Annotated in this window: 10 protein-coding genes; 3 read left to right on the forward strand and 7 right to left on the reverse strand. The window is 72.6% G+C overall.

Annotated features, from left to right (window positions below):
• Positions 1-7: 7 nt before the first annotated feature.
• Positions 8-994: a LuxR C-terminal-related transcriptional regulator gene (locus CHF15_RS13235; RefSeq protein WP_089223932.1), complete on the forward strand. Its 987-nt coding sequence runs from the start codon at positions 8-10 to the stop codon at positions 992-994.
• Between the two features lie 85 nt (positions 995-1,079).
• A complete protein-coding gene (locus CHF15_RS13240) occupies positions 1,080-1,712 on the forward strand; it encodes a hypothetical protein (RefSeq protein WP_089223933.1) in 633 nt (210 codons plus the stop codon).
• Between the two features lie 47 nt (positions 1,713-1,759).
• On the opposite strand, the gene CHF15_RS13245 is transcribed toward CHF15_RS13240, so the two are convergent.
• The 7 genes from CHF15_RS13245 to CHF15_RS13275 all read right to left on the reverse strand — a co-directional run bounded on the left by CHF15_RS13245 (position 1,760) and on the right by CHF15_RS13275 (position 13,007).
• Positions 1,760-3,940, reverse strand: a complete 2,181-nt coding sequence (locus CHF15_RS13245) for an alpha-galactosidase (protein WP_089223934.1) — start codon at positions 3,938-3,940, stop codon at positions 1,760-1,762.
• 85 nt (positions 3,941-4,025) lie between these two features.
• Positions 4,026-5,375, reverse strand: coding sequence for an ABC transporter substrate-binding protein (locus tag CHF15_RS13250; protein ID WP_245938808.1), 1,350 nt, complete (start codon positions 5,373-5,375; stop codon positions 4,026-4,028).
• Entirely contained in the window at positions 5,372-6,382 is a 1,011-nt protein-coding gene (locus tag CHF15_RS13255; RefSeq protein ID WP_089223936.1) for an acetylxylan esterase, read from the reverse strand. The genes CHF15_RS13250 and CHF15_RS13255 overlap by 4 nt, the downstream gene beginning before the upstream one ends.
• On the reverse strand, positions 6,376-8,799 hold the full coding sequence (locus tag CHF15_RS13260) for a glycosyl hydrolase family 95 catalytic domain-containing protein (protein WP_089223937.1): 2,424 nt from the start codon (positions 8,797-8,799) through the stop codon (positions 6,376-6,378). Before CHF15_RS13260 ends, CHF15_RS13255 begins: the two co-directional genes overlap by 7 nt.
• Before the next feature lie 28 nt (positions 8,800-8,827).
• Positions 8,828-9,754 (reverse strand): carbohydrate ABC transporter permease, encoded by a 927-nt coding sequence (locus tag CHF15_RS13265; protein ID WP_089223938.1) that lies wholly within the window; start codon positions 9,752-9,754, stop codon positions 8,828-8,830.
• Between the two features lie 12 nt (positions 9,755-9,766).
• Positions 9,767-10,819: a carbohydrate ABC transporter permease gene (locus CHF15_RS13270; protein ID WP_089223939.1), complete on the reverse strand. Its 1,053-nt coding sequence runs from the start codon at positions 10,817-10,819 to the stop codon at positions 9,767-9,769.
• Positions 10,820-10,904: 85 nt separating this feature from the next.
• Positions 10,905-13,007, reverse strand: coding sequence for a fibronectin type III domain-containing protein (locus CHF15_RS13275; RefSeq protein WP_245938809.1), 2,103 nt, complete (start codon positions 13,005-13,007; stop codon positions 10,905-10,907).
• Between the two features lie 397 nt (positions 13,008-13,404).
• On the opposite strand from CHF15_RS13275, the gene CHF15_RS13280 reads away from it, so the two are divergent.
• Positions 13,405-14,559 carry an ROK family transcriptional regulator gene (locus tag CHF15_RS13280; RefSeq protein WP_089224012.1) on the forward strand — a complete coding sequence of 385 codons (1,155 nt, stop codon included), beginning with the start codon at positions 13,405-13,407 and terminating at the stop codon, positions 14,557-14,559.
• Positions 14,560-14,955 lie beyond the last annotated feature (396 nt).

Consider the following 14,955-nt stretch of genomic DNA (forward strand, 5'->3'; position numbering starts at 1 on the left):
CGCGTACGTGCTGCAGGCCCTGGGTATCAGCGAGTTCGACGAGGACGTCTACCGCGCCTTCCTCAACCGGGCCGGCCTCGACGCACAGGAGTACGCCGGAACGGCCGGAGTCTCCCCGGAGCGCGTCCGCCACGCCGTGGCACGGCTGGCCGGGCTCGGTCTCCTGCGCCGCGACGGACGGGGCGAGTTCCGCCCCGTCGGGCCCGGTACCGCGCTCACCGCCCTGCTCGACCGGCGCCGGCTGGAGGCCGAGGCCGCCTTCGCAGGGGTGCGGTCGGTCGTCGACGACCTCGCCGAGGAGTACCGGGCCGGACGGCTGCGCAGCGACCCGGGCAGCCTGGTGGAGGTGCTTTCGGGACGCGATGTCGTCGCGCCGCGCATCGACGAGCTCAACCGCTCGGTCAGCACGCACATATGGATCCTCGACAAGCCGCCCTACCTCGACCGCGCGGACGGGCTCCCGCACACCAACGAGGCGGAGAAGGCGTCGACCGCCGCGTGGGCGCGCGACGGAGTCGACATCCGCTCGGTCTACTGCCCGGAGTCCATGGAGCGGCCCGGCCGGTTCGAGACGGTGCTGGAGATGGCCGCGCTCGGCGAGCAGGCCCGGATGCTGCCCAGCCTCCCCTTCAAGCTGCACATCATCGACCGCCGCGTGGCCCTCGTCCCGCTGGTCGGCGGAGTCTACGACAGCCTCGCCGTCGTGCACCCGTCCGGTCTGCTGGACGCCCTCATCGAGCTGTACGAGGCGTACTGGGCCAGGGCCGAACCGATCGGCGCACCGGCCCGGACGGCCGGCGGGGAGGGACCCACCCCGGAGGAGGTCGCGCTGCTGACGATGCTCCGTGCCGGGCTCAAGGACCAGGCGATCGCCCGTCAACTGGGCTTGAGCACACGGACGGCGACCCGCCGCATCGCGGCGCTCATGGCACGGCTGGACGCGAACACGCGCTTCCAGGCCGGGTCGGAGGCCCATGCGCGTGGCTGGATCTGATCCGTCCTGACGGCACATCACACCGGAACCGATCACATGCGGCCAAGTGCACACGGAGCGGGCCGAGACGGGTCACCATCGGCGTATGAACGCATCCGCGACCGCCGCCCTCACCCCGCTCCCCGACGGGGTCTGGTCCACCCTGTCCGCCGCCCGCGAGGCGTACCGCGCCGCCGTCCCGGCCGCGTACGACGAGGTGCTGACGGAGGTCGCGGAGCGTGCCCGGGACACCGGAAGCCTCGGCAAGACGGACATCGCCGCGCTGGTGGTGTGGAAGCGGCTGCAGGCGAGCACCGCGTGGGTCGTCGAGCTGATGAACCTGCGCGACGCGGAGGTCCGGGCCGTCACGTCCGGGGCCGTGGACGCGGTCCGCGACCCGCAGGCCCCGCGCGGCGCGGCCGCCCGCGAGGGCCGCAGGGCCCTGCTCCCCCTGCCCGGCTGCCGCAACGGCGACGCACTGGCCTCGGCACTGCTCACCGCCGCCGCACCGGACCGGATGGCCGTCTACGACCGCCGCGCGCAGTTCGGCCTGGAGCGGCTGGGCTACCAGTTGACGTCGGCGCCGGGCCGCTACGGCCGCTACATGGACCTCCTCGACGACCTCCTCGTCCGCTCCGGCCCCGTCGCGGACGGCTGGACCGCCCGCGACATGGACACGGCCCTGTACTGGCTCGGCCGCCAGGCCGCGCCGGCGCCCGGGGACGCCGAGGAGGAGTAGGGGGACGGGCGAGCGAGAAGCGATCCGGGCCCGGGGCGCGGGGTGGGTCAGTCGGCTTGGCGCAGCTCGATCAGCAGGGACTGTTCGGGGTTGAGCTGCGGCATCGGCAGGCCCGCGGCGGTGAGGAGCGTGCCGGGGAGGGTGAGGCGGTCGTCGATCGCCTCGGTGAGCCAGGCCGGGCCGCTCCTCTGGTGGAAGGAGGGCAGGCCGATGTCCGTGCGGACGCGTACGCGGTAGCGGAGGGCGGGGTCGAGGCCGGGCAGCGGTACCCGGCCCGGCTGGCCCTCGGGGGAGGTCGCCACGCGGGCCCAGCAGTACAGCGCGGCCGTGCCGTCGTGGGCGACGACGCCGTGCAGCAGCGTCGCGTCGTCCGGGAGGTCGGCGCGGACGGTGCGTCCGCCGTGCAGCAGCGGGCGCACCTCGCGGTACAGGGCGGTCCACGCGGTGAGCCGGGCCAGCTCCTCCGGCGTGCAGCGGGTGATGTCCTGCTCGATGCCGGGGTGGCCGAAGAGCGCGGTGGCAAGGCGGAAGGTGTCGGAGCTGACGCGGGCGGTGGTGTGGCTGGGGTGGGGACCCACGTGGGCGCCGACGAGCTCCGGGGGGAGCAGTTGGCCCGTCCACCGCTGGATGGACTGCCGTTCCACCGGGTCGTTGCAGTCGGAGGCCCACACCCGGTCGGTCCTGGCGAGGATGCCCAGGTCGACGCGGCCGCCGCCGCTGGCGCAGCTCTCGATCTCCAGGGCGGGGTGGCGCTCCCGGAGGGTGTCCAGCAGCCGGTAGAGCGCCTCGACCTGGGCGCGCGCCGCCGGGCGGTCGGCCGGTCCGTTCACGGCCTCGTGCACCTCGCGGTTGTGGTCCCACTTGAGGTAGGCGATGCCGTACTCCCCGATCAGGGCGTCCAGCGCCCCGAGCAGGTGGGCGACGACGCCGGGGTGGGAGAGGTCGAGGACGTGCTGCTGCCGGGCCGCGGGGCCGACGCCGCTCACGGGGGCGAGGACCCAGTCCGGGTGCTCGCGGGCCAGGTCCGAGTCGAGGTTGACCATCTCGGGTTCGACCCACAGGCCGAACTCCATGCCCAGGGAGCGCACATGGCCGGCGAGCGGCGTCAGCCCGTCGGGCCACACCTCCCGGTCGACCGTCCAGTCGCCGAGCCCCGCGCGGTCGGAGCGGCGGCCGCGGAACCAGCCGTCGTCCAGGACGAAGCGCTCCACTCCGACCTCGGCCGCACGGTCGGCGAGCCGCAGGAGGCGTTCCGGGTCGTGGTCGAAGTACACCGCCTCCCAGCTGTTGAGGATGACCGGTCGCGGGCGGCGCGGGTGGCCGGGGCGGTCGCGGAGCAGGGCGTGGAAGCGGTCGGCGAGGCCGTCCAGGCCGGCCCCGGACCAGGCGTAGTGGCAGACGGGCGTGCGGTGGGTGTCGCCGGGTGCGAGCCGGACCTCTCCGGCGCGCAGCAGTTCCCCGCCGCCGAGCACGGCGGCGTGGACGCCCGCGCCCTCGGGCAGTTGCTCGACGAGGTAGCGCTGGTCGCCGCTCCAGGCGACGTGCAGGCCCCAGACCTCGCCCTCGCGGAAGCCGAAGCCGGGTACGCCGACGGCGACGAGGTACGGCGAGTCCAGGCCGGGCTTGCCGCGCCGGACGTCGCGGGTGTGGGTGCCGTGCGCGAGGAGGCGGCGTTGCGGGGAGCGTTCGCGGCTCCACTTGCCGGTGAAGTCGAGGATCTCGCCGGCCCGGCGGGGCAGCGGGAGCAGCGCGGTGACCTGCGCGAGGTCGTACGGGGCCGGGTCCGCGTCCGGCTGACGGGTGATCTCGCTGCGGACGGCGAGCACCCCGGAGGGCGCCAGCCGGTAGGTGATCGTGATATCGAGCCCCGCCGCGGCGTCGGTGAGGGAGACGGCGAGTTCGCCGCCCTCGGCGTCCTGCCGGACGGCGGTGCCGGTGGTGGTCAGCCGGGGGGCGGCGGCGCCGCCGTCGAGGTGCCCGTGGTGCGCGGGGGTGCCGGCCCAGCCGTCCGCCTCGGTGGGCCAGACGGTGAATCGGCGGGGCGCGTCGAGGGAGTTGTTGAGGACGGCGGGCTCGGCGGTCAGGCTGAGGGCGGCCAGGTCGTCGGCGGACAGCGGACCGAGGTCGGCCCCCCAGTGGAGCACCCTGGGCACCGGCTCGGTGAGTTCGACGACGAACGCGGTGCCGGCCGCGCGCAGGGGGACGATCCGCGCGGTGGTGTCTGCCATGGGGGTCCTTTCGGTGTGCTCCGCCGCCGGACGGCCCGGGATGGGGGCGCGTCCGGCGGCGGGGGCTCGGTTCGCTTGCGGTGGCTCAGTTCTTCGCGAGGAGGGTCTTGCTCTGCTTCTCCATGTCCGCGAAGACGGAGTCGTCCTTCTGGCCGGCGAAGTAGCCTTCGAACAGCGGGTTCAGCGCGTCCTGCACCGCGGCGCCGTTGCCGTAGACCGGGGACGGGTACAGGACCTTGTCCTTCAGCATGCTGGTGAAGACCGACAGGTCGACCCCGTCGGCGGCCAGGGCCTTCGTCGCGGCGTCCATGGAGGCGGGGATGGACGGGAAGAACGTGCCGGTGCGGGAGGCCTTGGACTGGCAGGCCTCGGAGCCCATGTAGGACACCCACTTCCAGGTCAGTTCGGGGTGCTTGGTGCCCGCCCAGATGTTGTTGCCGTTGGAGTTGCTCATCACGGCGCGGGTCTTGCCGTCGGGGCCGTACGGCGGCGCCGCGATGCCGGTCTTGACGCCGGGGATCTTGGCGAAGGTGGAGGCGGACCAGGAACCGCCGATCTCCATCGCCACCCGGTGGGAGGAGAGCAGGTCGACGTCGCTGACGCTGGAGGTGAACTCGCCGAGCTTGGGGGCGTATCCCTTCTCCGTCAGGGAGCGCGCCCACTTCAGCGTCTTCACCAGGCGGGGGTCGCCGTAGTTGAAGACCGTCGGCCAGCTCTCCTTGTCGCCGAGCCGCCACCCGGTGCTGGAGGCGAACGGGCTCCAGGAGGTCTGCCCGATGAAGTCCTTCGCGGCGATCTGGCCGAAGCCGAAGGTCTTGACGTGGCCCTTGTCGAAGCCGGGCTCGTCGCCGCGGCGCCCCTTCTCATCCACGGTGAGGTGGGCGATCATCTTGCCGAACTCGCCGCCGTCGTCGGGGTTCCACGTCACGGACTCGACGTCGGCCTTGCTGTAGCCGGCCTTGGTCAGGGCGTCCTGGTCGTAGTAGAGACCGGCCGCGGCCCAGTCCAGCGGCAGCGCGTACTGCTTGCCGTCGGTGAACTTCCAGGCGTTCACGCCGACGGAGAACCGGGACAGGTCGAACTTGTCCTTGGCGATGAAGTCGTCCATCGGCAGCAGCTGGTTCTGGCCGGCGTACGCCTGGAAGAACTGCACGCTGTTCTGGAAGGCGTCGGGGGCGCTGCCCGCGACGAAGCCCGCGGTCAGCTTGGTGAAGTAGTCGTCGACGTTGTACTGCGAGATCTTGACGGTCGTGCCGGGGTTGGCCTTCTCGAAGTCCGCGGCGCAGGTCTTGTACGCGGCGGCCTGCTTGTCGTCCCAGGTCCACCAGTTGACGGTCTGCGAACCGCCCGCGGTGTCCGAGCCGGAGGAGCAGGCGGACAGCACCGCGGCGAGGGTGAGCGTGGCCCCGAGGGCGACGACTGCGCGCATTCTCATGATTCCTTCTTTCGGGACTGCTGGTGAGGGTGATGGGACGACGTCTTGAGGAGCGCGCGGAAGGCGCTCAGGGCGATGACCAGGTCCTCGGGGCCGCCGGCGTCGTGGCCGTTGAACTCCCACAGCCGCATCTGCTTCGGCCCGCCGTAACGGTGGTACGCGGCGAGCGTGGTGGCCGGCGGGCAGACCTCGTCGCGCAGCCCGGCGGAGAACCAGGCGGGCGCGGTGGCGCGGCGGGCGAAGGCGAGCCCGTCGAAGTAGCCGAGGGTCCGGAAGGTCTGCTCGACCCGGTCCCGGCGGGCGCCGAGGTAGCCGATGAGCTCGGCGTACGGCTGCTCGCCGGTGAGCCGGGCGGCCTGCCGGATGTCGCACAGGAACGGCGCCTGGAAGTGCGCGGCGCGCAGTCCGGGGACGAGACCGGCGACCGCCAGGGCGATGCCGCCGCCCTGGCTGGGGCCGGTCACCGCGACCCGGTCGGGGTCGGCGTGCGGCGAGGTCCGCAGGGCTTCGACGGCGCGTACGGCGTCGGTGAAGACACGGCGGTAGACGTATGTGTCCCTGTCCTCGATGCCGCGGGTGAGGAACCCGGGGTGGGAGGGGCCGCTGCCGACCGGGTCCGCGGTGGCGCCGCCGCCCGCCCAGGCGCCGCCCTGGCCGCGGGTGTCCACCAGCAGGTGGGCGTAGCCGGCGGAGGCCCACAGCAGGTCCTCGACGGGGGCGCCGCGTCCGCTGCCGTAGCCGTGGAACTGCACGACCGCGGGCAGCGGGCCGCTACGGTGGCGCGGCAGCCGCAGCCAGCCGTGGACAGGGTGGCCGCCGAATCCGGGGAAGACCGCGTCGTAGACGTCCACGGTCTCCAGGTCGGTGTCGACCGGGGTGAGTTCGAGCCGAGGTTCGTGGTCGCGGGCGGCCTCCAGGGTGTCCTTCCAGAAGGCGTCGAAGTCGGCGGGCTCGCGGTATGCGCTGCGGTAGGCCCACAGTTCGGGGACGTCGTCCTCGGTCAGCACGGCCGGGCCTCCTCGCGCGGGGTGAGGTCGGCGCCGAGGGTGACGGCGGCTCCGGTGGCGACGCGTACCCGGGTGGTGCGGTCGCGGTGGCGGACGGTCACCGGCGCGGTGTCGTCCCCGGCGAGCCGGCGCACCGTCACGGAGGTGACGGCGCCGTCGTGCCAGGCGAAGTCGGCCGACAGGCCGCCGCGGCAGCGCAGGCCGACGGCCTCGCCCTCGCGCCACTGTGCGGGGAGGGCGGGCAGCAGGTGGACGGTGCCGTCGTGGCTCTGCAGCACCATCTCGGTGAGCGCCGCCATGAGGCCGTAGTTGCCGTCGATCTGGAACGGCGGGTGGGTGGAGAACAGGTTGGGGAGCAGGCCGCCCCACTCCGAGCCGTCGACGGGCGCGTCGGTGTCCGGGTCGCCCTCGAACGGGCGGGTCGCCTCGAGGAGGAGCGAGCGGGCCGTCGCGGCGTCGCGCAACCGGGCGCGCAGGGCGATCTTCCAGGCCCATGACCACCCCATCGCGCCGGGACCGCGTCTGTCGAGCAGGGCCGCGGCGGCGGCCGCGAGTTCCGGGGTGCCGTCCGGGTCGATCAGGCCGAGCGGGTGGACGGTGACCAGCTGGGAGAGGTGACGGTGGTGGGGGTCCTCCTCGGGGAGGTCGTCGGCCCATTCCTGGAGCCAGCCGCCCGCGGCGATCCGGGGCGGGTGCAGGCGCGGCAGGGTTGCGGAGATGCGGCCGCTCAGCGGGGTGTCGATGCCGAGGAGCGCGGCGGCGCGCCGGGTGCGTTCGAGGACGGCCCGGGTGAGTGCGGTGTCCATGGTGGAGGAGCGGGTGAGCGAGGCCATGGAGCCGTCGGCGGTGAGGTAGTGGTTCTCCGGCGAGGTGGAGGGGAGGGTGCCCAGCCGCCCCGTGCCGTCGTCCACCAGCCAGTCGAGCAGGAACTCGGCGCAGCCGCTGAGCAGCGGCCAGGCGCGTTCGCGCAGGAAGGCGGTGTCCTGGGTGAACTCCCAGTGATCCCACAGGTGCTGGACGAGCCAGGCGCCGCCCATCTGCCAGATCGCCCAGGACGCGGCGCCGCGGCCCATGCCGACGGGCAGCGCCCAGCCCCACATGTCGGTGTTGTGGTGGGCGACCCAGCCGCGGGCGCCGTACAGCTGCCGGGCGACGTCCCGGCCGTGCGCGGCAACGCGGTCGAGGAGGTCGAACAGCGGCTCGTGGCAGGGGCCGAGGCCGGCGGCCTCCGCGCCCCAGTAGTTCATCTGTGTGTTGATGTTGATCGTGTAGTTGGACGACCAGGCGGGGCGCAGGTCGGCGTTCCAGATGCCCTGGAGGTTGGCGGGCGGTCCGGCGTGGGGGCGGGAGGCGGCGGCCAGGAGGTAGCGGCCGAGCTGGAACAGCACGGTGGCGGTGAGGAGTTCGTCGTCGCCGGAGAGGATGTCGCGGGCGACGTCGTGGGTGCCCGGGCGGCGCGGTCCGATGCGCAGCGAGGTGCCGCCGAGGAGGGCGCGCTGGTCGGTCTCGTGTGCCTTGAGCAGCTCGCCCGTGCCGTGTTCCGCGGCCCGGGCGGCGCTGTCGGCGGCGGCTTCGAGATGCGCGGCGCGGCCGGCCGGGGCGTCGAGTCCCCGCCAGTGGCGCAGCGCCTCGGTGGAGCTCGCCACGACGGCGAGGAGCCGGGTGGCGCCGGTGACGCGAAGGGCTCCCCCGTCGGCGGTGACCTCTCCGTCGGTGGTCACGCGCAGGGCGAGCGCCCCGAAGGGGTCGTAGCCGTTGACGGGGCCGTCCGCGTACCGCAGTGGTTCCGGGACGTCCGGTTCGTGGGCGGGTGCCCCGTCGACGGGGATCTCGACGCCGATGACGACCCCTTCGGGGCCGGCGCAGCGGTGCACCTCCCGGAGGGGGGTGGTGACCTCCAGCCGCACGTCGACGGTGCCGCCTCGCGCGGCGAGGTCGGTGCACAGCGTCCCGGTGGCGGCGTCGGCCCAGGTCCGGCGGGTGACCGAGGCGCCCGACGGCAGGTCGAAGGCGTCCTCGGCGATCCCGCTGTCGAGGTTGAGGGTGCGGCCCCGGTACGTGGCATCCTGCGCGCCGGGCACGGTCAGCCACAGGTCGGCGTAGGGCAGGTACTCCTGGCTGTACGGGCCCTCGAAGGCCATCAGGAGTCCCTCGGCCCGGTGCGGTTCGCCGGCCCGGAGCGCGTCGCGGACCTCCTCGAGCCGCCGCGGGCCGGCGCCGGCGGCGACGACGTCGGCGAGCGCCTTCGCGGGCCCGCCGGGGGTGCCGGACCACACGGTGGAGTCGTTGATCTGGATCCGGGCGCGGTGGGTGCCGCCGAAGACCATGGCGCCGAGCCGGCCGTTGCCGACCGGTGCCGCCTCGTTCCAGTCGGCCGCGGGCGCGGGCCAGCGGAGCAGCAGGTCGGTGGGGTTCATGGGGTGCCGTCCTGGGGCGCGTGCGCGGTCACTTGAGCCCGGAGAAGCCGATGGAGTTGACGATCCGCCTGCCGAAGGCGAGGAAGAGCAGCAGCATCGGCAGCGCCGCGATGAGGGCGGCGGCCATCAGCCCCGCCCAGTCGGGGGCGGCCTGCGGCGAGGACTGCTTGAACACGCCGAGCGCGAGCGTCAGCGGCTGCACCCCGGCGTCGTTGGTGACCAGCAGCGGCCACATGTAGTCGTTCCAGGCGTTGACGAACATCAGGAGCGACACGGTCGCGATCGGCGCCGCCGACATCGGCAGGATGATGCGGTAGAGGATCCGCAGCGGTCCCGCGCCGTCGATGATCGCGGCCTCCTCGATCTCGCTGCTCAGGCCGAGCATGAACTGGCGCAGGAAGAACACCGTGAACGCCTGGAAGAGCCCGCCGGGCAGGATGAGTCCGGCGAAGGTGTTGGTGAGGCCGAGGTCCTTGATGAGGACGAAGTTCGGCAGCAGCGTGAAGACGCTCGGCACCATCAGCGCGCTGATGAGGATGCCGAACACCAGGTTGCGGCCGCGCCAGTGCAGTCGTGAGAAGGCGTAGGCCGCGCAGGCGGAGAAAAGCACGATGAGCACGGTCTGCACGGATGCGTAGATCACCGAGTTGCGCAGGTAGAGCGCGATGTCGAGGGACGCGCCCGAGCCGCCCTGGGCCAGGGCCTCGGCGGTGGAGGCCAGGCCCAGCGCCCGTTTGAAGGCGCCGAAGGTGAACCCGACGGGCAGCGGCGAGGAGGGGTCGGTGGCGAGCCGGTAGTTGTTGGACAGCGCGGTGCGCACGATCCAGTAGAAGGGGAAGAGCGTGATCAGCGAGACGAGGCCGAGGTAGGCCCAGGCCACGATCCGGCCGGGGGTCGCCTTGCGGGTGCGGGTGCGCCGCACGCTCGTCGTACGGGGTGCGAGGGGGAGCGTCATCGGGGGCCTCCTTCAGTTCAGGTCGGATTCGTCGGCCCGAGCGAGCCGGAGCTGGGTGAAGGTGACCGTGATGAGCAGGGCGAACAGGGCCAGCGACATCGTCGCCGCGTAGCCGAAGTCGAACTGGCGGAAAGCCTTGTCGTAGATGTACATCTGCAGCACGTTCGAGGCGTTGGCGGGGCCGCCCCTGGTGGTGACGGCGACGATGTCGAAGACCTGGAAGGCGTTGATCACCGTCAGGACGACCACCATCACGAGGATCGGCCGCAGCAGCGGCACGGTGAGCCGGCGGAACATCTGGAACTCGCTGGCGCCGTCCACCCGCCCGGCCTCGTAGATCGTGGACGGGATGGTCTGCAGCCCGGCGAAGATCAGCAGGGAGTAGTAGCCCATCCACTTCCAGACGCTGATCGCGGCGAGCGAGGGGATCGCCCAGGGGCCGCTGCCGAGGAAGAGCACCGGATGGCCGATCAGGTGGTCGAGCACGATGTTGACGACCCCGAGATGCGGGTCGAGCATCCACTGCCACACCAGCGCGGCGATCACGTTGGAGATCAGGAACGGCAACAGCATCACGCCGCGCAGCAGCGAGGAGTCGGTGACGCGGTGCAGCACCACCGCGGTCACCAGGGAGATCAGGGTGCCGAAGACGACGGAGAGGGCCACGAACCAGAGGGTGACGAGGAGGGAGTGCCAGAAGACCCCGTCACCGGCCATCTCGCGGAAGTTGGCCAGTCCCACCCAGCGCGGCGGGGTGAGGACGTGGAACTCGGTGAAGCCCAGGTAGATGCCGCGCAGGGTCGGGTAGGCGTAGAAGATCGCGAACCCGACCACGGCGGGCAGGATCAGCAGCAGCGCGACCGGCAGGTCCCGCCGCCGGGCCGCCGCGGACCGGGTCGCGGTCACGCGCCCGGGCCGGCGGCCGCCGGTGTTCTTGCGGACCTTCAGGGGTCCGCGGGTCTCGCGGGTCTTCGGGCTGGAAGAGGCCGTGGTGGCCCCCGTACCGGCTGCGCCGGACGGCGGTGCCACCGGCGTCGTGTGGCTGCCCTGCGATGTGACCACCACGGCACTCTCCTTCTCGTGCGTCGGGCCTTCTCGTGCGTCGGGCCGAACGGGTGGGACGGCGGCCCGCTGCCGGGCCGGCCGTCGGTCAGACGGTGATCCGGTCGACGTCGGACACGTAGTCGGACGGGTTGCCGAAGGCGATCGTGTTGGCCCCGGCCTTGAGGTGGACGGGCACGGTGACCGACCGCGGGCGGCCCCAGTCGTTGTCGTTGCCGCCGTGCAGCGGCAGCTGGAAGGCGGTGCCGTTGACGGTGACCACGGCCGTACGGCCCGAGGATCCGTCGGTGAAGTCCACCGTCATCAGGTAGGTGCCGTCCTTCGGCGCCGTCACGTCCTTGATCGTCACGGAGGCGTCGACGCCCAGGTTGCCGACCTTCTTGCCGCCGGAGCAGCGGGAGCAGTCGCTGATGCTCGCGTTGCCGGTGCGGGGGTTCCCCGACGCCTCGGCCTCGTAGGCGGTGCGCCCTTCGGCGGCGGGGGTGGTCAGGGAGACGGCGTTGCCCGGTGCGGACGTACGGCCCCTGGCGTCGTGGGCGACGACGGTGAACACGTAGCCGGTGGCGGCGTCCAGGCCGGTGACGGTGGCGGAGGTGCCGTCAACCGTGGCGACCTTGGCGCCGCCGGCGTACACCTCGTAACCGGTGGTGGCGGTGCCGGTGTTCACCGCGTCCCAGGCGAGCGAGACGCTGCCGGCCGTGGCGGCGGTGGCGCGCACGCCGAGCGGGACTCCGGGCTTTCCGGTCGTCTTCGCCGGGGTGACGCGCAGCAGCCGGGAGCCGTGCGGCGGCAGGTTGTCGGTGAAGCCGTCACCGACCGTGCCGAGGTTCTTGCGGCTCCACAGGTCGCGGACGGCGGGCCTGCCGCTGATGCCCAGCTCGCTCCAGTCGGCGGTCACGTCGGAGTAGCCCTTGCCGAGGTTGAACAGGGCGACCGTGTAGCTGCCGTCGGCGTTGCGGGCGTACCAGACCTGCTGCGGGGTGTCCTGGCTGAGCGGCCTGGCGGGGTTGCCGGCCTGGTCGACGGCGATGACCTCGTCGTTGGTGAGCAGCGACAGGCCGTACGCGTCGAGCTTGGTGAGGTCGTCGCCGATGTACAGCGGGGCGCTCTCGATGGCCCACAGCGTCATGTAGCTCTGCCGCTCGACCTCGTTGAGGCCGTCGAGCGGGCCCGCGCCGACGTCGAGGGAGTCGAGGTTGTTCCAGTGCCCCGGCCCGGCGTCGTCGATCCACGGGACGACGTCGTTCCACCGCTGCTTGACCGAGTTGTTCCAGGTCACCAGGGTGTCGCAGTAGCACTCGACGTCGGTGTCCACGCGCCAGCCGTTGGAGTTCTCCTTCCAGACGTCCACCTTGTCGTGGCTGAGCGACCAGGACAGAACGAACTGGATGGGCCGGCCGGTCCGCTCCAGCGCGGCGTGCCAGGTCTTGATGTCGGGGACGTTGTCGTGTGCCGCGTCACCCTGGTTGGAGCCGGGGCCGACACCGTCGATCTTCAGGAAGTCCACTCCCCAGCCGGCCAGTTGGTCGGCCACGGACTGGATGTACTTCTCGGTGCACGGGCTGGCGAAGTTCAGCTGGTAGGAGACGTTGTCCCAGCCGCTGGTCTTGCGCAGGTCGGGGTAGACGATGTCCTTGGTCGTGCACCCCGGCGCCCCGTGGATCGGCGTCCTGCCGTCGTTGTACGTGTCGATGTACAGGCCGACCGCCAGGTAGAGCCCGAACTTCAGGCCCTTGGCGTGCAGTCGGTCGCCGAGCCACTTCATGCCGTGCGGGAACTTGACGGGGTCCGCGACGGGCCGGCCGTACTCGTCGGAAAGGCTCTTGTTCGTCTCGCTGCCGACGTTCCAGCCGGCGTCGATGTTGACGTACTCGTAGCCGTGCCGCTTCAGCTTGGACGCGAGGATGTCGGCCTGCTGCAGCACGTGCGGCTCGGTGAGCCAGGAGCCGCCGTAGCCGGGGAAGTTGGTGGACTCCAGGCTCCAGCTGCTCCAGCCCATGTAGGGCTTGGCGCCGACCACGGGGGCGGTCTCCGAAACGGCGGCCGCCGCCCGCGGCACGGAGGACGCGGATGCGGAGGACGCGGGTGCGGCGGGCGACGCCGCGGCGGGTACGGCGAGGGCCGTGGCGAGCGCGGTGGCGACGAGCGCGGGCACGGCGGCCTTGCGCATGCCGCCGCGCCTGCGTGCCACGGGCCATCTGAGACGTGCGAGTACAGCTGAACGGGCCATGGGGGCACTCCATCCCGGCGCGACGGCGTCCGCTTCGAGTGGGCAGGGGGTACGGCAGGGGGGTCCCCCGGTGGCGGTCGTCCCGGAACACCACCGAGGGCGGGCGTGCCGCGACCGGGGGAGGCTCCGGTCGCGCTCCTCGCCGGGGGGCACTTCGTCCGCTCCGGGCGAGGAGTGCGGCGAATGTAGCCAGGCTTTCCTTCCAGCGTCAACATATTCCGCGGCAAAAATCGGATGTCTGATCCGCCGGATCACAGCCCTGGCCGGAGAATCCGCCTCGGAACCCCTGTGTTCTCGCCGAAAGATGGGATGAGTAGGCCTCTTCCTTACTTTCCCTTGGAAAGGTATGGTCCCGGGCATGAGCCTCGCCGACCAGCCCCCCGCCGCCGTCCTGGTCTTCCAGACCCTGCTCGTCCACGGCTCCCTCACCCGTGCCGAGATCGGGCGGCGCACGGGTCTGTCGGCGGGCGCGGTGACCAAGGCCGCCACTCCCCTGCTGGCGGACGGCTGGATCACCGAACTCGGCAGACCGGCCGGCGAGCGGGCCAGCGGCCGCCCCGCGACCCCGATGGCCGTACGCGCCGACCGCGCGCGGTTCGTCGGCGTGAAGGTGACCGGTGACGAACTCATCGGCGTGCTCACCGACCTGACCGCCCGGCCGCTGGCCTCCCGGCGCGCCGCACTGGACTCCCGAGACGTCGGGACCGTAGTACTGGCGATCGCCCGGCTCATCGGGCAACTGCGCGCCGCCGCGGGCGCGGAGGGGGACGACGCCGTCCACAGCGTCGGCGTCACGATCTCCGGGGACGTGGACGGGCAGACCGGCACCGTGCAGTACTCGCCGTTCCTCGACTGGCGCCGGGTGCCGCTCGCGCAGCTGGTGGAGTCGGCGTCCGGCATCCCGACCGTGATCGAGAACGACGTGCGCGCGCTGACCGTCGCCGAGCAGTGGTTCGGCGCCGGGGTGGGGCTGTCCTCGTTCGCCCTGGTCACGGTCGGCGCGGGCATCGGCTGCGGGCTGTCCATCGGCGGCCGGGTGGTGTCCGGGGCCCACGGGGTGTCCGGCGAGGTGGGGCATCTGCCGGTGGGCGGCACCGACCGCACCTGCACCTGCGGCAACACCGGGTGCGTGGAGACCGTCGCCTCCACGCACGCCATCACCGAGCAGGCCCGGCAGGCCACCGGCGACCCCGCGCTCACGATGGAGGAGGCGGTGCGGCTGGCCCACGCCGACAACGCGGCCGTCCGCGCGGTCTTCTCACGCGCCGGGCACGTGATGGGACTGGCGATGGCCTCGGTGGCCAACCTCATCGGCCCGGAGCGCATCATCATCTCCGGCGAGGGCGCGGCCTCCTACGACCTGTTCGCCGACCAGATCCGGCAGACCTTCGCCGACCACGCCTTCGGCGCCGCGGCCGACTGCGACCTCGTCGTGCGTCCGCTGCCCTTCGAGGAGTGGGCGCGCGGCGGCGCGGCCGTCGCCGCACAGCGGGTCTTCGCCCCCGCGAAGTGACGTCCGCCGCGCGGGGCGCCGGAAAACAGGAGGCGGCCCGGCCTCGCGCCGGTGCAGACTCGGGCGGTGATCGTCGTGCAGCCCGTACTGGAGACAGGAACCACGGACGGCTTCACCCTCTGGCCGGTGGCCGAGTGGGTGCCGTTCACCTTAATGCCGCTGCACGGCGGGCTGTCGGCGGCCGAGATCGGTACGGCCGTGATGACCGTCGCGGCGTACAACGGCATGGAGGCGGACGATGCGGACCTCCCCGGCCGGTCAGGGGATCCGGTGGAGGCCTTCCTCCTGGGGCTGCTGTCCGAGGAGGACCTCCGGTCCTCCGGCGGCTTGCGGGTCACCGACCCCGTAGGCGGGGCCGTGCTGCTTCCCGGCTGCTGCTGCGGCATGGAGGACTGG

Origin of the sequence: Actinacidiphila glaucinigra (assembly GCF_900188405.1) — a bacterium.
Lineage (GTDB): Bacteria > Actinomycetota > Actinomycetes > Streptomycetales > Streptomycetaceae > Actinacidiphila > Actinacidiphila glaucinigra.